This window comes from Desulfuromonas sp. AOP6, from assembly GCF_009731355.2.
Lineage (GTDB): Bacteria > Desulfobacterota > Desulfuromonadia > Desulfuromonadales > SZUA-540 > SZUA-540.
Window position 1 is genome coordinate 2,949,015 of the sequence record NZ_AP022810.1, and the last position, 20,035, is coordinate 2,969,049.

The window sequence follows — 20,035 nt, forward strand, 5'->3', positions numbered from 1 at the left end:
CCCTTGTGGCCTTATCGGCATCGCGCCGAGAAAGAGAACCAACCCATGCCTCCTTCTTTCAACCTCAGCCTCGCCGTCAAGGACCTGGACACCTCGGAGGCCTTCTACGGGGGGATACTGGCTCTACCCGTCGAGCGCTTCCTGCCCGGCGACCAGGCCCCGCCGCTGCTGCTGTTGCCCCAGGGGGACGCCTGCCTTCTCATCCGCGAAATCGCCGCCGCCGAAGCGATGCATCCCGGTCTTCTGCAGAATCTGCACCGGCATCCGCTGGGTGTGGGGATCAGCCTGGAGTTCACCGTGGATTCCCTGACGCCCATCCGCCGCCAGCTGGAGCGCACCAACTGGCCCATCCTCTACGAACTGGAGGATCGTCAGTTCGAGCGCGAAGAACTCTGGGTGCACGACCCCGACGGCTATCTCGTCATCCTGCATCGAGAACCGAAAGAGGCCAAGGAAGTGGACGAGAACAGGGGTCCGGGCTGAACCTGTTATACTTATTCAAAACCCCGAACGCTCCCATCAACCCTTACGTGAAGAGCTGGATTTAATCATGTCCCTGACCCGACACGCGGAAATAACCGGTATTATAGACACCCTCTCCGGCAACTACCTGCAGGGGAAGATCCGGGCCATCAAGCTGGCCATGATCACCCTGCTCTCCGGCGGCCATCTGCTGCTCGAAGATATTCCCGGCCTCGGCAAGACGACGCTGGCCCTGGCCCTGGCCAGAGCCCTGGGGCTCTCCTTCGGCCGCGTGCAGTGCACCAGCGACCTCATGCCTTCGGACATCACCGGGCTGTCGATCTACGACCGCCGCGCCGAAAACTTTAAATTCATCCCGGGGCCCATCTTCAACAACATCGTGCTGGTGGACGAGATCAACCGCAGCATGCCCAAGACCCAGAGCGCCCTGCTCGAAGCCATGGAGGAGATGCGCGTGACCGTGGAGGGGGTGACCCACAACCTGCCCGATCCCTTTTTGGTGATCGCCACCCAGAACCCGTTGGAGCAGGTCGGCACCTACCCCCTGCCCGAATCCCAGCTCGACCGCTTCATGGTCACCACCGGCGTCGGCTATCCGCCCGCCGAGGTGGAAAAGGCTATTATCAAAGGCGGCAGCCTGCGTGACGAGATCCGCCACATCGAACCGCTCATCACCCTCGAAGATATCCGCCTGGCCCGGCAGGCCGTCAAAAACGACATCCTGCTCTCCGACAAAGTGGTCGATTACATCTTTGCCATCATGGCCGCCACCCGCGCCCACCCCCTCATCCTGTCGGGCATCTCCAGCCGTGGCGGCATCAGCCTGGCGGAAGCGGCCAAAGCCGCCGCTTATCTGGAGAACCGCAACTACGTCATCCCCGAGGATGTCAAGATGGTGGCCGGGGCCGTGGGCGCCCATCGCCTCATCCTGCGCCCCGAGAACGAGACCCTGAACAAGGAGGAGGTACTGCAATCGGTTCTCAAAAGTCTGCCGGTTCCCCTGGCCTGAAACTGACCCGGGCGGGAGCCCTTTACATCGTCATGACCCTGCTGCTGGGCTTCGGGGCCGTCAACACCGGCAACAACCTCATCTACCTGCTGGTCTCCGCCCTGCTCGGCTTCATGGTCATCTCCGGCATTCTGGGCAAACGCAACCTCGACGGACTGCAGGTACGCCTGCGCTTTGCCGACGAGATCTACGACGGCCACCCGACGCTGGTGGGGGTCGAGCTGACCAACCGGCGCCGCTTCCTGCCGGCGCAGCTCATTGAAGTTGAGCTCGGACAGGAACCCGAACCCGTGCTTTTCCCGCTGGTGCCCGCCGGCGAGCAGGAAGCCGGCCGTCTGCTGCTGACCCTGAGCGGCCGCGGCCCGCGCACCTTCTCGTCCATCCACATCCGCTCTCGCTACCCCATCAACTTTTTCGTGCGTTCTCTCCAGCTGGCCATCGAAGAGAGATGCGTCATCTTTCCGGCACCGCAGCCCTGTGCGCCGCCGCCCACCTCCAGCGGCCGCCTGCCCGCAGGGGAGCAGGCCGTACCCCAGCGTGGCCAGGAAGGGGATGTGGACCGCATCCACGAATACCGGCCCGGCGATCCCCTGCGGCTCATTCACTGGAAGCTATCCGCCAAGCACGATCAGTTCAAGGTCAAGGACCTGGCGGCCGTGTCCGGCGACCCCCTGTGGGTCGACCCGCGCGCCTGTCCGGGCGCCAGCCTGGAAGAACGTCTGCGCTGCGCCGTCTACCTGATCAACCTGTGCGGGCGGCAAAACCGTCCCGTGGGTCTGAAACTCCCTGGGCATCGCTTCTCCCCGGCGACGGGGCGCCTGCACCGCCTGAAACTCCTTCATCATCTGGCCGGCTATGGTAAACATTAAACGTCTGCTCGACTTCTTCACCTACGCCATCGTCCTGCTGGGGACGCTGCCCCTCTTCCCGCATCTCGACCTGCCGGTCAGGGCCCTGCTCCCTCTTGCCCTGATCGCGGCCCTGATTGCCGACCACCGGGGGCGCACCCTGCTGAAGACGCCGGCGGCAACCCTGCTCACCCTGGCATTTTTTGCCTATTACGGCCTGACTCTTTCCCTGGCCAATTTCATTCTGCCGCTGGTCAACCTCCTCGTGTTGCTCCTGGCCGTCCTTCTGCTTACCGCCAGAACGGGGCGCAACACCCTGCAGGCCTTCGTGCTGTCGCTGTTCGCCCTGGCCAGCTCGACCCTCATCACCCTGAGCCCCTATTTTCTCCTCTTCATGGTGCTGCAGATCCTGCTCATCACCGTCGGTCTGGTGCTGCTGGCCTATTTCGTCGCCGATCCGCAGCTGTCCCTGTCCCGCCAGCAGATACGGCGCCTGCTCTCCTTTGCCCTTATCCTGCCGGTGACTTCATTGCTGCTGATGGCGCTCATCTTCCCCATCCTCCCCCGCACCCAGCGCCCCGTCTGGGGCTTTCTCAATCCCGCCATCGCCGCCACCGCCGGCTTCAGCGAACAGGTCAAGCCCGGCTCCGTCGCCGAGCTCAATGCCGTCAAGCAGGTGGTCTTCCGGGCCGAAAGCCCGCTGCAGCCGCAGGAGGAGCTTTACTGGCGCGGCATTGTCCTCGACACCCTGCGCGGCAACACCTGGCTGCGCGGTGACGATCGCAGCGTGCGCGGCAGCCGCCTCGAAGGCGGCCGCCCGGTGCAGCAGACGATTTCTCTCGAACCCCAGTCAGGCGGCTATCTGTTCGCCCTCGACCTGCCCGAATCCCTGCAGGGCATCCGTCACCGCAGCTCTCCTGATCTGGTCCATTACACCTCCCAGTCCCAGCGGCAGCGGGTGCGTTACGAAGCGGTCTCCCGCCTGGGAGCGACCCTGCAGGAAGTCGGTCGCAGTGATCTGGAAATCCTGCTGGCAGTGCCTCCCACCCTTCCCGCCCGCCTCAGAGCTGTGGGCGAGCGGATTCGCCAGCAAGGCCGCACCGTTGAGGAGAAAATCGCCCTGACGGAAGATTTTTTCCTGCAGCAGCAGCTCTCCTACGCCACCAGCGACCTGCCCGATTCGCAGAATCCCCTGGACGATTTCCTCTTCGGCAAGCGGCGCGGCTACTGTGAATTCTTCGCCTCCTCCTTCGCCGTCATCCTGCGGCAGGCCGAAGTGCCCACCCGCCTGGTCGGCGGCTATCTGGGCGGCGACTACAACGGCCTCGGCGGCTACTACCTCGTTACCGAAGACATGGCCCACGTCTGGGTCGAAGCCCGCCTCGAAGACGGCCGCTGGACACGTATCGACCCCAGCCGCCTCGCCATCAACGCCGCCACCGCCGTGCGCGGCAGCAATCCCGCCCACCTCGGCGTTCTGCGCCAACTCGCCGATTCAGCCAGCCATTTCTGGGCCCACAGCATCCTCAACTACGACCTTCTACGCCAGATCGAGATTCTGCGCAACACGGGCGAACGCCTGAATAAACCGACCTGGCGGCCGCAAGAAATCCCCAGCGGTCTGTTCCCCCTCGCCGCCGCAGCCGTCGCTATCATCCTGGGCTACACGGTCTGGCACCGGCGCAAAAGCCGGGAGCAAAGACTGGTGGCCCGCTTTCAGCGCTTGGCCGCCAAGCAGTTGGGCCTGGCGTCCATCCCCCCGCACATCGGGATTCACGAACTTGCCCGCCGCCTGAAAGATCCGCTCGCCCACGAATTCGCCGAGCGCTACGGTCAGGCCATCTACCAGGATCGACGACTCAGTCGGGCAGAGATTCGGGAATTGAATGATTTGCTGAGTCGGATGCGAGGGCAGAAGGTGTGATTGAGAGGATTGGGGAAGAGACCCTCAGGAAATTCCTGATTTCGGATTGATTTTATTTGGGGTAGGATGGCTGGCGTTTAAAAAGCAAGAGGGTGAAAGTCATCATTTGACTGGGCTGGTCTTAGCGGGCCCTTGTTAAAGCCTAGCTTTAGGGTAGGCATTTTCTAATTTTTAACGTGCTGAATTTATTGGAAATTTTAACCGATATGACGGTAACCGGTATATCCAATATACCGGTTACCGCCTAATCCCTGTTATATCGCTTGTTGGTATTCGTACCTAAGAGCTTCTGCAAACTCTTCTCCAGTACAAGGGTAATCATTTCGTTGCGGCTCCAACCAATCTGCTACATCCAGCATTGCAGATTCATAAATTGACCTTGCAAGGTCTTTTTCACAATTGATAATAAATTTGTGAGATTCCCACCATTTTTCAAACATTCTTATCTCCTTCAAATAGCGCAATATAACCAGGGGGTGTAGCGGAAAATTCAACAGCAGTGCTTCTCGATACAAATCGTTTGTTCTCCGCCGTCTCTGCGTTTCCGCTAACCCCATATCCGTTATAAGGCCAAATGAATAAAAAGATTAAATATATTCTCTGGGGAGCAATCCTGTTGTTGCCGGCATTATTTCGGATGCTATTCGAGGTCCTTGGCTTAATCGCACTCGGTGGCTATTTGCTGTATTACACCCCGATATCCTTCCTTGGCGAACCATTTTTCATCCCGAACTCAGACTTGGGTTTCTTGCCGTCATGGAAGGGCATTTTGATAACTGCAATCATTTATTCTGGCGTTTATTGGACGAGTCTTTGGTTATTTAAGATTTGCAAAGATAAATACAAAACAAGCCCAAAGGCTGCCTTATAACCAGCAAATCAAGCGGACGGAAAATAGCTCGGGGCTTCCCGAAAAACAAAACCAAATTGCGGTAGTAGGCCGAACCTTCACGTCGCCGCCGCTTATCGCGAACCGTTAGCAGGCAAAAATTGAAAAGGCATAAATTTCAGTCCCCATTTTCGGGCAACTTTGAAAGCTGAAAATTTATTCCTTTTTCGAGCAGTAAAATTGAATCAAAATGGAAAACTTCGGAGGGGTTCGAAACGATCAGCAGAAAACAAACATTCTGCCCCGTCGATCAAAAGCAAATAACTGCATAAAATCAAAGGCATCAAGTTTTGCGGTGGAAATTTGAATCATCCTTCCACTTGCGAAGCCTGCTAACAACGTAATCAACCGGACGGAAAATGGCAGCTGCTAATCCGAAAAGCATAATCAAATTGCGGTGGTGTTCGAGCATTTCGTCGCCGCCGGTTATCATGAACCGTTAGATTTCAGAAAATAAAATATGAAAACTAGCCCCATAAAAATAATTTTAGCTGCAAATTTCATCTTTCTGATATTGAGCGTCGTTTGCATATCGAATGCATATTTTGGGGGCGTCGATGGCCTTTCGGTCAGTGAAGAAAAAACAAATAAAATCAAAGCAACAATTCAAAACGAAACGAACATTGAAAAACTAAGAAGCTTCGCCCTCATAAGTCTTGAAGCTCAAAATGGTGCATACGAAGCAGTGGATTCAGCGGTCGAAGTGTCAAGCACAGCAATCAAATTTTTCAGCATCATGTTCGCGTTCAACACTATATTTTTGTTGAGCTATCTACTTAAAAATAAAAAGAAATCTAACAAACTAATCAACCGGACGGAAAATACGAGCTGCTAATCCGAAAAACAAAATCAAATTGCGGTGGTGTTCGAGCAGTTCGTCGCCGCCGGTTATCACGAACCGTTAGGTGTCAAAATTGAAAAGAAAAATAATCACACGTAAAGCATATAATTTAATGCTGGCAGGAGCAGTATTCATGGTGGCATTTACATCATATGAAACAATAAAATTAATAAATAGAGACATTGAATATTTAGGAAGCAGTTCTGTTATACAACTTGTATTTATGTCGTTTTTCTTTATAGGTTCACTTATTTATTTCAAGCCAGAAGAAAAAAAACACCTAACAACTTAATCAACCGGACGGAAAATACGTCTGCGCTAAATTGAAAAACAAAATCTAAAATTGCGGTGGGTCACGCAAGTTCGCGTCGCCGCCGGTTATCATGAACCGTTGTGCGCTAATATAGGTAACAATGAATAAAAAATTTTTCTTATTAAGTGTACCGATCTCTTTAATTTTAGCTTTTATTGCTATAAAACTTATATTACTTACTGGGTTCGACCATCAAATCCGTGAACTTGTCGCTACAATTGAAACCGATAAAAATAGTGAATTTAAATATAAAGTTTCAATGTCTCTATCAATTCTGGCATTTCTATCTGTAAATTCATTTATTTGTTTCAAGCTGGCCAAGACAAAAGGACTTGATCCCAAGAAATGGGCTAGAAAAGGTTTTCTATATAGTATTTATGCCATAGCATATTTGCTATTTTTCACCGAACAGCAGAAAACAAATAAGCGCACAACCAAATAATCAAGCGGACGGGTAAAACGCGGTGCTTCTCGATAAAAGTTCTGTGGTACTCGCAGGTTTCATCGCCGCCGCTTATCACCGCCGTTAGGTTTCAGAAATGGAATTGAGCACTGCAATAACATTAATGATTATCGCAGCCTATTTCGGCTTCTCGGGGTTATATTTTCTGAACTACCTCAGAAAAGAGGAAGTTGTTGAATTTAATTCAATACAATTACTGGTATCTTTTGCCGGGAACGTGAGCAATATTCCGAAATTTTATAAAGCCTTCTACCAAGCCCACGAAGAAAAGCATAAAAAAGCAATAACTGCTTCAATGCTGTGGTTGCACTTAGCTTGTCCTGTTTTGTTTTGGGTTGTCGTCGCTATTGAAGCAGCGTAAGCGAAAAGAAACCTAACAACTAAATCAACGCGGACGGGGAATACGTCTGTGCAATTTTGAAAAATCAAAACCAAATTGCGGTGGGTCGCGAGCGTCGTTTCGCCCGCCGGTTATCATGAACCGTTAGGCGTTTAAATGAACATAGAAAAGATAACGTCAGAATTTGTCTCCATAATAGATGTTGCGATTTTGGAAGCTGAAAAAGAAATTCTGGCCGCTCAAAAAACAAAAAATGATCTGCTTGCCGAACATTGTAAAAAGATAATTCAATATTTAAATGGAATAAGAGAGATGGCAATTTCAGGGGAACTCCCACGCATCTCAAATTCAGGAATTGGTGTTCTTCAGGGTGTGAGTGACTGGGACGTTTCAAAAAGTTTTTTTAAGGCATGTGCTGAAGTCGAAAAATATTACCAAAATAAATACAACGCCTAACAATCAAATCAAGCGGACGGTTAAACCGCGGTGCTTCTCATAAAAGTTCCGTGGTTCTCGCAGGCTTCGTCGCCGCCGCTTATCACTACCGTTAGGTGGCAAAAATAGATAAAATGAAGAACATAAATTCAAACAAAAATAATGATCTTGTTCTCAAATATCTTGCACGTGGAAAACGAAAAGCGGCACCCGTATACGAATCACCCGATACTGCTGAAAACCCATATGTGCGGCAGGGTGCACACCCTGACATCGTGATGCGGATTTGGGACGAAATTGGAAAGAGTTTACCAACGGATTGTCGTTGCCTAATCTACGGAACACCAGCACTCATTCATCACAAAACAGGGACAATTATGGCAATTGCCATAGGGACCCAATATGGTTTACTGCTTTCAACCGAATCCATTCAAAAAGCGCGGAAGGCTGGCGCTAGAACTCACACTAAATGGTCTGACGGCACAGACATGAATATAGACCAGGCCCTTGGTCAAAACTGGTTTTTCGGCGGGTGGTTCAGCGATGAAGTTACTTGGTGTGTAGATATTTACGACGAACTTGAACAAACCACCTAACCACGAAATGAAGGCGGACGAAAAGTAGCGCGGTTGTTCTCGAAAAGGTCTCTACTAGGCCGAACCGGAACGTTGTCGCCGCTTATCTCAAACCGTTAGCAGGAAAATGAAAAGCAAATGCAAAAAGTTGAGTTCACCTTCATGGTGGTCGCCTTCATATGTCTTTTTGTAATTGTCATTAGGGCAAAACCATCCTTATGGGGCGGAATTAAATCAACAGAAATGCAAAAAAGGCTAGATAACAAAGACAAAATACTGGCGATTGTTGCATCAGTTTGTTTTTCCATTGCAATGGCCTTGCTTTTCACTCGCATTTAAAGGCGGCCTGCTAACCAAAATTTCAAGCGGACAGTTCGACAGCAGTGGTTCTCGAAAAATTCAGTGGTCTGCGTGGGTCTCAAACCTGCCGCTTAAATTCAACCGTTAGGTAGCAAAGAATGAACAAGATCGAATTACCTGAACATTTACGCGCCAAACTCGGTCCTGAAATGAAAATGGATATTCACTGGGTCGATGTAAAAACGGCTACTGGTGGAACTTATCGTGGAGTAGTTGTTCGAGGCGGCAGGTATATTACCGGTTTGAAGTCACACCCTAATGGCGAAGGCACAGTTCCATTTCAGGCAAATGATATTGTCAAAATAAGGCGGCAAGCAATACTACCCTGGTGGCCTTTTTGGAACTGATCGCTACCTAACCAAGCGCTCAAGCGGACTGGGTGCCACATGGGCGGTTCGCGTAAAGGTTTCTACACACTTGGAAAGGACCAGCTCCAGCCCGCTTAGCTTGGTCCGTTGTACGGCGCTTAATTTTCCCCTGCGTACCACTTGCGGTTAGGAAAGGTTTTAATTGTCCACGCTGCCAATACTTTTGCATTGTGAGTACTGAAAACAGCAAGAAACCAGCAAGCTAACAGCAGTAGTAATTCAGCAACAACTCCAAAAGGTAAAAGTAATATTCTTAAATTCATTTAGCTACCTCCCTCGAAAAATGCCGTACAACAAGCCAATGAACTGGATGGAAATAACTGTGCAGTTAAAGGCCCGTTGCCTTTCGTCGCCACCAGTTATCTCCGACGTTATGTTGCTTAAATGATTGATAGATTTTTTAATATTTTCTGCACTTTAATATTAGCCTCGCTATTTCTTGCAGAGGTGTTGATCGCTCTTGCAAAAGGCATTGGTTCTCTAGACATACCTTACTGGCTTTATATTGCCAGTATCTATTTACGTGCAGTTTCATCGGTTGCTTGCTTTTTTCTCGGCCTATACGCCGTAACCGCCAAAATGAAATTCAGATATCTACTCATTACTGTTGGGGTTTTATTTGCTTTTTTATCTGTTGCGCCTCCACTAACAGCTCTATATTTCTCCGGGGGCATCAATACCAACTACCTAAACAACACGGAACTGCAAAATTTCCATGATTCCATAAAACTTCAAAAATCAATTTTAACCTTCCATATCATTGTTTTTATTACATTATCCACTGCCTTTTGGGTAGCGTTCAAAAAGCGCAACATAACCAAATAATCAAGCGGACGGTTAAACCACAGTGCTTCACAATAAAAGTTCTGTGGTACTCGCAGGTTACGTTGCCGCCGCTTATCACTACCGTTAGACAGACCATGAATAAAATACCGACATACGTTTCACAAGTCATCGGTGGCTGGGTTTATCTGAAAGGATCAACTGTGGCCTTGCAAAATGCTGGGCTTCGCCCAGAAAGACAATTGGTTGGCGGCAGCCGAATAAAATATCCAGAAATAGACGGGTACGCTTTTGAAAACAAAGCCCTCTTTGACCTACTAAACCAACTCAATGACCTAGGGGTTGCATTTAGTGCTGGAAAAGAGTGGTGCCCATCCGAGGTAATGGAAGAAGGACAGGAGCGGGGCCTTGTACCAAAACCGTTCATGCGCATTTTCTGGACAGGCCCAGACAAGTGGCACCTCAAAGAAATCTGTCTAACCATCAAATGAAGACGGACGGTTGATACAGTTCTGCTAAGTCATTAAAAATGCGGTGGTTTTCGGTTGTCTCTGCCCCGCCGCTTATCTCTGACCGTTAGATTGCAGAGCATAAATGGAATACATATTCATACTTATCGGTTGTTTAATTGTCCTCTACGCAATTGTTGCCTTCATTTATCGAGTTATCAAAAAAGAGGCATTTTGGCCCAATTTCAAAAAAATGATTTCACTAGTTCTTGATGGTATTTTCGGAATGGGTTGAAGGCATTAAGGCGAAATCAAAAAGCAATCTAACCATCCAATCAAGCGGATGGAATAGGGCTGGGTGCTCCCAGAAAAACAAAATCAAATTGCGGTAGTAAGCCGAACCCGCTCGTCGCCACCGCTTATCGCGAACCGTTGTGTGGCAAGAATAATAAAAGGCAAATTGAATGGCGCAGCATTTTGTAACAATTGCCCAGTTTCGTGATTTGCCCTCTGCTGGCCTCGCGCAGTCGACTCTGGAAGCTGCCGGAATTCAATGTTTCCTTGATAATCAATATACAATCGGAGTCAATTGGCTTTACTCAAATGCGTTGGGTGGTGTGAAGTTGCGTGTTGCCGCTGCTGACGCAAAGAGAGCAAAAGAACTTCTTCAAATTCATACAGAAACGAATGAAGTTGAGAGAGTTCACGATGAAGAACTATTGCCAGCATCGGCTTGCCCTAATTGTGGTGCCACTGAAATAAAAACCATCAATTACCAACGCCAATTTTCGGCTTGGAGCTTACTTTTAGGTTTACCATTGCTGTTTTTTGGAAAACGCTATCGCTGCAGAAAATGTGATCATAAGTGGAAATAGCCACACAACCAGGCGGTCAAGCGGACGGGGATACGGCAATGGTCCACGATAAATGTCTACTTGGCCCACCGGCACAGCGCCGCCGCTTACCTTACCGTTAGGAATCGAAATGAATCAAATTGTACCCCTGGGCGCACTCAAAAGAGATGAACTGTACTCATTTCTTGGCGGCCTTCTCATCGCATCAATTTGGTATGTTTTGCTTGAAAATATAGGGATTTTGACTTCAAAAAGTTTCTTTACCAACCCAGCCTTCTTCATGCTCTGGTTGCTCGGGACAGCGGTCATGTGGCTTTTATACGTACTGTTATCAAATATAATCCTCATTGTTATCCAAAATAGAATCAAGCAACTCGACCACGACACCGAATTAGCCAAAATGGGCTTACAGAAACGCTTAAGTTTCTTCCATTCAACAAGCATCGAAGAAATGCATATCCAGTCCCACATTATTGGCATAATAACCACTTCGATGATTTTAATTTATTATCCAGCGGTTAGCTTTGTTGGCGACCATTTCACGTTTACTCAATTCATAATAATCCATATTAGCTACACGGGCTTTTGCTTAAGCGGCTATTTTCTTTTCTTCGTGAAAACAATGGAAATCGTAAAAGTCAATACTTTCATAAGAAATGGCTACTGTGACCTTATTGACTACAAGAAATATATAGAAGAAAGAGCAAGCCATTTTGCATCTGTGAAAAACCGTGAATATGAAGAAATTTTGGCGCACGAACACAGAAAAAATTCCTAACAAACTAATCAACCGGACGGAAAATACGTCTGTTTTAAATTGAAAACAAAATCTAAATTGCGGTGGTTGGCAAGCAGTACGTCGCCGCCGGTTATCATGAACCGTTAGCTATCGAAAAGGAATATAAGTGGAAACTTGCTACATGTGTTCGAAACAAAAAACTTCAGTTGAACACGTGCCACCACTTTGCCTTTTCCCAGAGAAAAAAGAGCACGACTTTCAAACAGACTTCAGAAAAAACCTAATCACTGTCCCCTCTTGCGATGCGCACAATTCAAAAAAATCAAAGGACGACGAATATTTAAGGTTTGTTCTTGTATCCCACTTTGAAAACAACTCTGCTGCGCAAACTCATTTCACCGGGAAAGAGCACAAAAAGGGTCAGGCCCGACAAATGGGTTTATTCGCCTTGGAACTGCGGGCTACCCCGCAAAAATCTAACAGAATAAGAAAATGGGGGAGTGTCCCTAATTTTTCACAAGCGTCACCAAAAAACACCAAAATAGTAATTTTTTCAAGGATCAAAATATGAACAAACTAATTTGTGCATCTTGTAATACTGAAACAAACTCTTTTTTACACAACATTAACGGTCAAGAATATTGTTATAATTGCGCTTCAAAGGTAATGCAATCTATCAATGCCGAGAAAAACAAAGTCAAAGAACAAGCCTATGATGAATTTATTAACCAAGAAAAAATAAGAGAAGACAACATAAAGGAGTTATCAGAGAATATTATTTTCACGACAACTAATAATATAGATGGATTTTTTGTTGAAAATTATATTGGTGTCGAATGTGTTGAGGTTGTTTTAGGTGCTGGCATGTTTAGTGAACTTGAAGGGAAATTCTCAGATTGGTTTGGGGTACCAGCTGGGGCTGTTATGGATAGATTGAATAAAGCAAAAAATATGGCTTTTAAAAGATTGAAAAATATTGCCGTTGAAAAAGGTGCAAATGCTGTTATTGGCATAGATGTCGATTATATTGAGTTTTCTAAAAACATGTTCGGTATAATAATAAATGGGACATTAGTTAAAGTCGAGCCAACAAAGGTGATAGCTGAAAGCAAAAACGGTCAGAAGAAATTAGAGGGAAATTAGGGACATCCATGATAAGTAAAGTCAATGGGAAAACGGAGATTTCCCTGCACCTCGAGGATATCCTCCCGGGACATTTTTAAGCTTTCTAACCCCTCACACCTTCCAACCTTTTTGATCTGTTCCTGTGGTCCGCCCGATCGGCGACCAGAGGAAATTAGGGACACTCCCCATATTTTCGATTGCAGCCCTGAAGACTTGCGTTATCATTTCCGCCATGCCAAGAATTGCCCGTATCATAGCCCCCGGTTACCCGCATCACATCACCCAACGTGGCAACAACCGCGCCACGGTTTTCTTCGACGACGAAGATAGACAAACCTATCTAAAGCTGCTGGCAGACTACACACAGAAGCATCATGTTCAGATCTGGGCTTACTGCCTGATGGACAACCATATTCATCTGCTCGCTGTACCAGAGACGGAATCCTCTCTGTCGCGCGGGATTGGGTTGACCAACCAGATGTATACCCAGTATCTCAACCGTAAGCGAGAACAGTCCGGACGTATCTGGCAGAACCGTTTTTTTTCGTGTGTCGTCGAAAACGAACAGTATCTTTGGGCGGTAGCACGTTACATTGAACGCAATCCTCTCAAACCAGGGCTTGCCCTGAGTGTGGAGGATTATCGGTGGTCAAGCGCCAAAGCGCATGTGAATGGCACTCATGATGCGGTGTTGTCAGCGGATTCCTGGCTTTGCCCACTGGAGCGAAGCGCGTATGCAGCGTTTGTGTGCCTGGATGAGGATGTGACCGACACCACCATCCGCAGAGCCACCAAATCCGGCAGGCCATTTGGCTCGGAATCTTTCATTGATAGGTTGGAAATTCAGCTGAATCAGACATTGAAACCACGGAAGCCGGGGCGACCCCGGAAGAAAACCGGGGAGTGTCCCTAATTTCTCGCTGACCTGCCGCCACCAGGGACCGATTTCGATGCGCGGATTCACCCTCGGAATGCGTTAAATCGCCGGTCGATTGTGACGCAAAAAGGGCTATTGATTGCCGACGCGATCCCCTCTAATATAGGAGCCCGTCCGCATTTAACAATCACCGTCCGAAAAGTGCCGATATCCGGTCCTAATCCATTAAACAGCCGTTGTCCTTCCATTACCCCAGGAGTATGCATGAAAAAGTTTATCGTCCTCGCAGTGATCGTTCTACTGTGTGTCGCCAGCTGGGCCGGCGCGACCTACTTCGTCGGCGCCAACGTGCAGAGCCGCTATACCGGCCTGATCGACCAGTACGGTCATTTCGGCCCCTTCACCCTGACCACCCAGAGCTACGATAAGGGCTTCCTCGAGTCCAGGGCGCAGACGGTGGTGGAGATCCGGGTGCCTCAGAGCCCTTCCGAAGACGGCCAGGAAAATGCCGAGGACGCGGTCAGCTTTGTTTTCGAGCATACCTTCCGCCACGGCCCCTTGCCCCTGGGGGCCTCCGGCCAGCAGACCGGCGGGCCGGCCCTGGCCCTGGTGGAGACCCGCCTGGTCAGTTTCTCGGCCGACGAGGAGGACTTCGAGAAGCTGCTCGCCGAAATCCCAGCCCTCGCCGAGCCCTTCGCCTTCTCGAAGATCGCCCTCGATGGCTCCGTACGGAGCCGAGTGACGATCCCCGCCTTTGAAAACCAGTCGGAAGGGAACCTGGTGCGCTGGGGCGGCTTCACCCTCGAATCACAGGCAGGCCCGGACATGAAAACCCTGATGGGGACCTTCGACATGCCGAAGATGGAACTCATCATGGCCGACGGCCGACTGACCTGGAACGGCATCAGCGGCCGCTTCGACCTTGCGGAAACCCTGCCGATGCTCTATGTCGGCACGAGCCAGGCGTCCTTCGGGGTCATGGACATGAGTTTCATCGACAAGCAGAGCGGACAGCTCAAGACCATGCAGATGAAAGGCTTCGAGGTAGCCTCGGACAGCAGCGTCGACGGCACCCTGGTGCGCTATGAACAGACCCTGGAGTTCGGTGGTGTCACGGTGGAAGGGGAGACGTTCGGCCCGGGGGTTCTTGAGATCGAGATGAACAACCTCGACGGCGAAGCGCTCTCCAGCTTCCAGGGCCAGGTCCAGGACCTCTACCGCGACTCCGACTCGTTCAACCCGGAGGAGCTGGTCGGGCGCATGCTCCCCCTCTACCTCCAGCTCTTTCAAAATCTCGCCGCGGGCAACCCCGAGCTGACCATCCGGAAGCTCCATTTCGCCACGCCCCAGGGGGATGTCGACGGCCGGGTACGCGTGAAGCTTGACGGCAACGCAGGCGCTGCTGCCGGGAACCCCGCCGCGCTACTTCAGTCCCTCGACGCCGAGGCCGACCTCTCCGTGGCGGAAAGCCTGGCACGGAGCCTCGCCAAGGACACTATCCGGCAGAACCTGATGGGAGCGCGGGAGAGGGGGGACTTTCCTCCCTACAGCGACGAGGAGATCGCCAACCTGGTCGAGCAGCAGGTGGACGGGCAGATCGACGGGTTGCTGGCCCAGAATTTTTTAGTGAGCGACGGGGCGAACCTCAAGGCCAGCGCCACCTTCAGCAATGGGGAACTGGTGCTCAACGGAACGCTCCTTCCTCTTTTCCAGGGGCAGTAGAGCCGGGGACGGCCCTTTTGCCCCCACGGGGGGCGCGCACAGCATATGGGGTCAGGTCTTGAATTGTTGGTTTTTATAGGTAGGAGAAAATGAAGGACGCTCTCAGGTTTTAGAGGGGCGAGACTTTTAAAATCTGAATAAGACGGCAATACATGACTCATATATGGTTCTTATTTATCTAATATGATCCATATATGAGTCATTTTTCTTGACAGAACGATTTCCTACGGCAGATTCAAATTGCAAGTGCACCACCGCATATTGCATATCTCCCCTCAGCGACCCCATTCATTCACCCCCGTAAGGAGTTTTCTACATTGGATATTCCACGGATCTTCAACATCACCGAAAGCGCTCACCGTATCCATAACCCGTTCACACCCGCAAAGCTCGCCACTCTCGGCGCGGCCCTGCGTCTGGAAAAGGGCACCCGCGTGCTCGACCTCGGCAGCGGTTCGGGGGAGATGCTGTGCACCTGGGCGCGCGATTACGGGGTCATGGGCACCGGTATCGACCTGAGTCAGCTATTCACCGAACAAGCCAAACGCCGTGCGGCAGAACTCGGTGTCGCCGACCAAGTCACGTTCATCCATGGCGATGCGGCCGGCTTCGTCGCTGACGAGAAGGCAGGCGTGGCAGCCTGTCTCGGTGCCACGTGGATCGGTGGAGGCGTCGCCGGCACGATAGAGCTGCTGGCGCAGAGTCTGCGCCCCGGCGGGATCATCCTCATCGGCGAACCCTACTGGCGGCAGTTGCCGCCGACGGAAGATGTGGCCAAGGGGTGTCTTGCCGGCTCAATCGCCGATTTTCTGCTGCTGCCGGAGCTTCTCGCCTCTTTCGGCCACCTGGGCTACGACGTCGTGGAAATGGTTTTGGCCGACCAGGACAGCTGGGACAGATACGAGGCGGCCAAGTGGCTCACCATGCGCCGATGGCTTGAAGCCAACCCAGGCGACGCGTTCGCCAAAGAGGTTCGCACCCAACTGACCTCGGAACCCGCGCGCTACGCCGCTTACACGCGTGAATTCATGGGCTGGGGCGTGTTTGCGCTGATGAATCGATGAGGGGGAGGATTAACAGGCTTCACAGGGTCACTGGCAGCGCGTTCCAAGGTTGACCCTAGTTTTCGTACTTATTCTTGCCGTTCAAACCCTGGATGCTAAAGTTCCTTTATGCCCAGCGAAAGAACCGGACCGACCAGGCAAGCGGGCATCTGATATCGTCGTTTCCCTGCCGCTTATCCGAATTCCGGAGGCCATTCGATACGTATGACCGATGTCATGTCCATCATATGGCTCACCGCAGGCGCTGGCCTTTGCATTCCAGCCGGTGGTGTCATCGCTCGCCTTGAAAAAATACAGCCGCTCTGGCTGGAAAACGAGTTCCGTCATTCGTTGATTGCCTTTGGTGGCGGCATCCTTCTCGGAGCGGTTGCTGTCGTTCTCATCCCTGAAGGGCTGTCCAGCCTGGAAGATCCTATCTATGCTATTCCCATAACGCTGGCCGGCGGCATTCTTTTTTTTGCCATAGAACGGTTTCTGGGATTACACCGAAGAGAATCCCCGCAGCTGATGGGGATGATGCTTGATTATATTCCTGAATCGATCGCCCTGGGCGGCATGGTCGCCCTGCAGTCCCCGGTCGCTCCCCTCTTGGCTCTGCTCATTGGCCTACAGAACCTTCCTGAGGGATTCAATGCCTACAGGGAACTTAAGAACATCAATCATTCCAGGCCAAACAAAACTCTTATGGTGATGTTTTTTTTAGTCTTTTTGGGGCCCGTCGCCGGTCTTTTCGGATATTTCTTTTTGCATGAGCATGAGTCCATCCTGGCGACCATCATGCTTTTGTCCGCGGGAGGCATACTCTATCTTATCTTTCAAGATATTGCCCCGCAATCTCGCCTGGAAAAGCACTGGGCCCCTCCGCTGGGCGCGGTTTTTGGGTTTTGTCTGGCATTGTTCAGTAAGGTACTTTTCGGAACGGGGTGATACATACTATGTCCCGTGTACAAATTTATCGCCGCCCACTAACAGGCTTTCTTCATAAGAGGGCCCGCGCCGAGTTTTAACGAGAGGGGGAGATCGCGTCGCATGAACTATCAGGAGACCGTGAAGAGCATCTGGCGGCACGGGGCTCACCCCTTACCGGATGATGCGGCCATCCTCAGGGAGATCGTCCGCTATGCCACGCTGGCTCCATCCAGTCACAACACCCAGTGCTGGCGATTTCAACTGGAGAACCGCTCTATTGCCATCCTGCCGGACTTGTCCCGACGCACGCCCGTCGTCGATCCGGACGATCACCATCTCTATGTTTCGCTGGGGTGCGCGGCGGAAAACCTGGTCCAGGCCGCAAAAGCGCTTGGCTTTACGGCCCAACCGGAAGGCCATTCCGCTGCCGGGGCAACAACCTTCACCCTGGAGGCCGCGGAGACACGGGAGTCATCTTTCTTCAAAGCGATTCCCTATCGACAGTGCACCCGAACGGATTTTGATGGTCAACCGCTACGCACCGAAGAACTACGACTGCTGGAGACGGCCGGCAGCGGAAGCAACGTTCGCGTTCTGCTGCTTACGGAACCTGAGACGATGGAAAAGGTGCTCGACTATGTCGTGGAGGGCAACAGCAGGCAGATCAGCAACCCTGCTTTTGTGCGGGAGTTGGAGAGATGGATTCGCTTCAATGACGATGAAGCGCTCAGAACGGGTGACGGCCTGAGCGCCCGCGTGACAGGGAGTCCGCCGGCGCCACGCTGGCTGGGCAGGATTCTGTTTCGGGCCTTTTTGCGGACCAAGCCAGAAAATGACAAGTATGCTCGCCAACTCCGCAGTTCTGCGGGAATTGCCCTATTCGTATCAAACTCAGACGACAAAAGGGAATGGGTCGAAGCGGGTCGCTGCTACGAACGTTTTGCCTTACAGGCAACAGTGCTGGGGATTAAGAATGCCTTTGTGAACCAGCCCGTTGAGGAAACAGGCCTGCGCCCTGAATTCGCCAGAGTGTTCGGCCTGGGGGAGAGCAGGCCGCAACTCGTCGTCCGTTTCGGCCGCGCCAAGGACATGCCGCGGTCGTTACGTCGGCCGGTGGAGGCGGTATTGATTTGAGCCCCCCGCCCCTGCGTCATCAGGAAAATCTCTCGCCTAGGGAAAAAGAGGGCCGTATCCTTTTCGGGCCTGCACAAAAAAACTGCACCGTCTCACCCAAAAATCAGGCTTCGCTTTTGGGTTTGGCCTTGCGGGGTTTCCGCCGTTTTCGAGGTCGGCGGCGGCTGGGTGCTTCACCAGTCGTCGGCTCTTCTTGTTCCGCAGCCTTAAGCAGCGCCCTCTGCCAACTGGCTCCCAGCTCCTGACTTTCTCCCAACACCTTGGTCCACAGCATAAAAAGCTCCAGAACCTGCGGCGTAAGCGGATGGCGGAGCAGGCGTTGTTCGCCGCGCTTGCCGCGCCCGCGGGCCAGGCGGTAGCAGCCCACCAGCAGTTCGCGGGCCAGGTGGCGGATGCCGTGGGCGACGTGAAAATAACCGCAGTGGGGGGACAACACCAGGTTGGCGATGCGCACGACCTCGGTGATGGGGGCCCCGTCGCCCTGCGGACAGGCCCGCCAGAAACGGGAGAGATAAAGGGCGGCCAGGGCGAGGTGCTCTTCGATGGCCTGCCCGGCGGCGGTGCGCGCATCGATCAGACTCAGCAGTTCGAAGGTGTCGTTGTCAGCCTCGAACCCCGCCAGCAGATGGGAAAGCAGCCCCAGGGACTGGGCCTGGCGCAGTACGTCGGAGGCCACCCGGTGCCGGAAAAGCTCCATAAGCTCTTCCCGGATACGGGCCGGCGCCGCCTCGGCGATGAGGGGCGCCCGCTCATAGATGCCTTCGCGGGTCTGTTCGTCGAGGGAGAAGCCGAGCCGCGCGGCGAACTCGATGGCCCGCAGCATGCGCACAGGGTCTTCGGTGAAGCGAACGGAGGGCGAGCCGATGACGCGGATGCGGCCAGCCCGCAAATCTTCGAGCCCACCGACATAGTCAATAATGGAGAAATCGGCGATATCGTAAAAGAGGGCGTTGATGGTGAAGTCGCGGCGAAAGGCGTCTTCACAGGGTGTACCGAAGACGTTTTCGGCGAAGAAGAAGTGATCTTCGGGATTTTCCGGCAGTTCGTCTTCGCGCGGCAGGCGGCGAAAGGTGGCAACTTCCACCAGGCTGTCCCGGCCAAAACGGACATGAGCGAGCCGGAAGCGGCGCCCCACCAGAAAGCAGTTGCGAAACAGCTTCTTCACCTGGTTGGGGGTGGCGTCGGTGCCGATATCGAAATCTTTGGGCTTCCGTCCAAGCAGCAGATCACGGACGCTGCCGCCAACGAGATAGGCTTTGTGCCCATGGCCGCGCAGCCGGTAGAGAACTTTCAGGGTGTTTTCGTCGATCTGCTTGCGGGAGATAGGGTGTTCGCTACGGGGCAGGATAACAGGTTCGGCCGGGCAAAAGGGCATGTTATGGCGCTGTGGAGTCATGAAGGGATCGTTTCCTGGTGTTTTTCTCGCGGGGCGACTCGGGTCACCAACTCGACAATCTAGCAGAAAGTGCCGAAAGTGAAAAGGATTTATACCGAAAAAGCCCTCTGAACGTTGTATTTTCCGGCGAAACAC

At 52.0% G+C, this 20,035-nt stretch carries 25 protein-coding genes; 22 read left to right on the forward strand and 3 right to left on the reverse strand.

Annotation, left to right across the window (positions count from 1 at the left end; translation table 11 throughout):
* Positions 1-45 precede the first annotated feature (45 nt).
* The 4 genes from AOP6_RS13815 to AOP6_RS13830 all read left to right on the forward strand — a co-directional run bounded on the left by AOP6_RS13815 (position 46) and on the right by AOP6_RS13830 (position 4,264).
* Complete coding sequence (locus AOP6_RS13815; RefSeq protein WP_155877319.1) at positions 46-483, forward strand: VOC family protein; 438 nt, start codon at positions 46-48, stop codon at positions 481-483.
* 67 nt (positions 484-550) lie between these two features.
* Positions 551-1,492 carry a MoxR family ATPase gene (locus AOP6_RS13820; protein WP_155877320.1) on the forward strand — a complete coding sequence of 314 codons (942 nt, stop codon included), beginning with the start codon at positions 551-553 and terminating at the stop codon, positions 1,490-1,492.
* A gap of 32 nt (positions 1,493-1,524) precedes the next feature.
* Positions 1,525-2,361 (forward strand): DUF58 domain-containing protein, encoded by an 837-nt coding sequence (locus tag AOP6_RS13825; protein ID WP_155877321.1) that lies wholly within the window; start codon positions 1,525-1,527, stop codon positions 2,359-2,361.
* Positions 2,348-4,264 (forward strand): DUF3488 and transglutaminase-like domain-containing protein, encoded by a 1,917-nt coding sequence (locus AOP6_RS13830; RefSeq protein ID WP_155877322.1) that lies wholly within the window; start codon positions 2,348-2,350, stop codon positions 4,262-4,264. The genes AOP6_RS13825 and AOP6_RS13830 overlap by 14 nt, the downstream gene beginning before the upstream one ends.
* Positions 4,265-4,518: 254 nt before the next feature.
* Here the strand turns inward: AOP6_RS13830 and AOP6_RS13835 are convergent, their stop codons facing one another.
* Positions 4,519-4,704, reverse strand: coding sequence for a hypothetical protein (locus tag AOP6_RS13835; protein ID WP_155877323.1), 186 nt, complete (start codon positions 4,702-4,704; stop codon positions 4,519-4,521).
* A 134-nt stretch (positions 4,705-4,838) separates the two neighbouring features.
* Between AOP6_RS13835 and AOP6_RS13840 the strand changes: the two genes are divergently transcribed.
* The 8 genes from AOP6_RS13840 (at position 4,839) to AOP6_RS13875 (ending at position 8,827) form a co-directional block, all read left to right on the forward strand.
* Positions 4,839-5,135 carry a hypothetical protein gene (locus tag AOP6_RS13840; RefSeq protein WP_155877324.1) on the forward strand — a complete coding sequence of 99 codons (297 nt, stop codon included), beginning with the start codon at positions 4,839-4,841 and terminating at the stop codon, positions 5,133-5,135.
* A 478-nt stretch (positions 5,136-5,613) separates the two neighbouring features.
* A complete protein-coding gene (locus AOP6_RS13845; RefSeq protein WP_155874934.1) occupies positions 5,614-5,988 on the forward strand; it encodes a hypothetical protein in 375 nt (124 codons plus the stop codon).
* Positions 5,989-6,067: 79 nt separating this feature from the next.
* Complete coding sequence (locus AOP6_RS13850; protein WP_155877325.1) at positions 6,068-6,286, forward strand: hypothetical protein; 219 nt, start codon at positions 6,068-6,070, stop codon at positions 6,284-6,286.
* Positions 6,287-6,846: 560 nt separating this feature from the next.
* Positions 6,847-7,131 (forward strand): hypothetical protein, encoded by a 285-nt coding sequence (locus tag AOP6_RS13855; RefSeq protein ID WP_155874931.1) that lies wholly within the window; start codon positions 6,847-6,849, stop codon positions 7,129-7,131.
* Between the two features lie 135 nt (positions 7,132-7,266).
* Positions 7,267-7,566 carry a hypothetical protein gene (locus tag AOP6_RS13860; protein WP_155874930.1) on the forward strand — a complete coding sequence of 100 codons (300 nt, stop codon included), beginning with the start codon at positions 7,267-7,269 and terminating at the stop codon, positions 7,564-7,566.
* Between the two features lie 113 nt (positions 7,567-7,679).
* Positions 7,680-8,141 carry a hypothetical protein gene (locus AOP6_RS13865; RefSeq protein WP_155877326.1) on the forward strand — a complete coding sequence of 154 codons (462 nt, stop codon included), beginning with the start codon at positions 7,680-7,682 and terminating at the stop codon, positions 8,139-8,141.
* Between the two features lie 117 nt (positions 8,142-8,258).
* On the forward strand, positions 8,259-8,459 hold the full coding sequence (locus AOP6_RS13870; RefSeq protein ID WP_155874935.1) for a hypothetical protein: 201 nt from the start codon (positions 8,259-8,261) through the stop codon (positions 8,457-8,459).
* 119 nt (positions 8,460-8,578) lie between these two features.
* The gene (locus AOP6_RS13875; protein WP_155874940.1) at positions 8,579-8,827 is read left to right on the forward strand and encodes a hypothetical protein; all 249 of its coding nucleotides are present in this window, start codon (positions 8,579-8,581) and stop codon (positions 8,825-8,827) included.
* Positions 8,828-8,946: 119 nt separating this feature from the next.
* On the opposite strand, the gene AOP6_RS13880 is transcribed toward AOP6_RS13875, so the two are convergent.
* Positions 8,947-9,111 carry a hypothetical protein gene (locus AOP6_RS13880; RefSeq protein WP_155874939.1) on the reverse strand — a complete coding sequence of 55 codons (165 nt, stop codon included), beginning with the start codon at positions 9,109-9,111 and terminating at the stop codon, positions 8,947-8,949.
* Between the two features lie 121 nt (positions 9,112-9,232).
* Here AOP6_RS13880 and AOP6_RS13885 point away from each other — a divergent pair, with 121 nt between their 5' ends.
* From AOP6_RS13885 to AOP6_RS13930, 10 genes are all read left to right on the forward strand, one after another.
* Positions 9,233-9,673: a hypothetical protein gene (locus tag AOP6_RS13885; protein ID WP_155874938.1), complete on the forward strand. Its 441-nt coding sequence runs from the start codon at positions 9,233-9,235 to the stop codon at positions 9,671-9,673.
* Between the two features lie 95 nt (positions 9,674-9,768).
* Positions 9,769-10,122, forward strand: coding sequence for a hypothetical protein (locus AOP6_RS13890; protein WP_155874937.1), 354 nt, complete (start codon positions 9,769-9,771; stop codon positions 10,120-10,122).
* Positions 10,123-10,544: 422 nt separating this feature from the next.
* Positions 10,545-10,955 (forward strand): DUF2007 domain-containing protein, encoded by a 411-nt coding sequence (locus tag AOP6_RS13895; RefSeq protein ID WP_155877327.1) that lies wholly within the window; start codon positions 10,545-10,547, stop codon positions 10,953-10,955.
* 109 nt (positions 10,956-11,064) lie between these two features.
* The gene (locus AOP6_RS13900) at positions 11,065-11,712 is read left to right on the forward strand and encodes a hypothetical protein (protein ID WP_155877328.1); all 648 of its coding nucleotides are present in this window, start codon (positions 11,065-11,067) and stop codon (positions 11,710-11,712) included.
* Between the two features lie 528 nt (positions 11,713-12,240).
* Positions 12,241-12,816, forward strand: a complete 576-nt coding sequence (locus tag AOP6_RS13905) for a heavy metal-binding domain-containing protein (RefSeq protein WP_155877329.1) — start codon at positions 12,241-12,243, stop codon at positions 12,814-12,816.
* Between the two features lie 214 nt (positions 12,817-13,030).
* On the forward strand, positions 13,031-13,711 hold the full coding sequence (locus AOP6_RS13910) for a transposase (protein ID WP_155877753.1): 681 nt from the start codon (positions 13,031-13,033) through the stop codon (positions 13,709-13,711).
* A gap of 228 nt (positions 13,712-13,939) precedes the next feature.
* The gene (locus AOP6_RS13915) at positions 13,940-15,397 is read left to right on the forward strand and encodes a YdgA family protein (protein WP_155877330.1); all 1,458 of its coding nucleotides are present in this window, start codon (positions 13,940-13,942) and stop codon (positions 15,395-15,397) included.
* A 317-nt stretch (positions 15,398-15,714) separates the two neighbouring features.
* Positions 15,715-16,461, forward strand: a complete 747-nt coding sequence (locus AOP6_RS13920; protein WP_155877331.1) for a class I SAM-dependent methyltransferase — start codon at positions 15,715-15,717, stop codon at positions 16,459-16,461.
* 204 nt (positions 16,462-16,665) lie between these two features.
* Positions 16,666-17,388: a divalent cation transporter gene (locus AOP6_RS13925; protein WP_155877332.1), complete on the forward strand. Its 723-nt coding sequence runs from the start codon at positions 16,666-16,668 to the stop codon at positions 17,386-17,388.
* 102 nt (positions 17,389-17,490) lie between these two features.
* Complete coding sequence (locus tag AOP6_RS13930) at positions 17,491-18,504, forward strand: nitroreductase family protein (RefSeq protein ID WP_155877333.1); 1,014 nt, start codon at positions 17,491-17,493, stop codon at positions 18,502-18,504.
* A gap of 103 nt (positions 18,505-18,607) precedes the next feature.
* Here AOP6_RS13930 and pcnB read toward each other — a convergent pair whose 3' ends face one another.
* Positions 18,608-19,900 carry a polynucleotide adenylyltransferase PcnB gene (gene pcnB / locus AOP6_RS13935; RefSeq protein ID WP_225897305.1) on the reverse strand — a complete coding sequence of 431 codons (1,293 nt, stop codon included), beginning with the start codon at positions 19,898-19,900 and terminating at the stop codon, positions 18,608-18,610.
* Positions 19,901-20,035 lie beyond the last annotated feature (135 nt).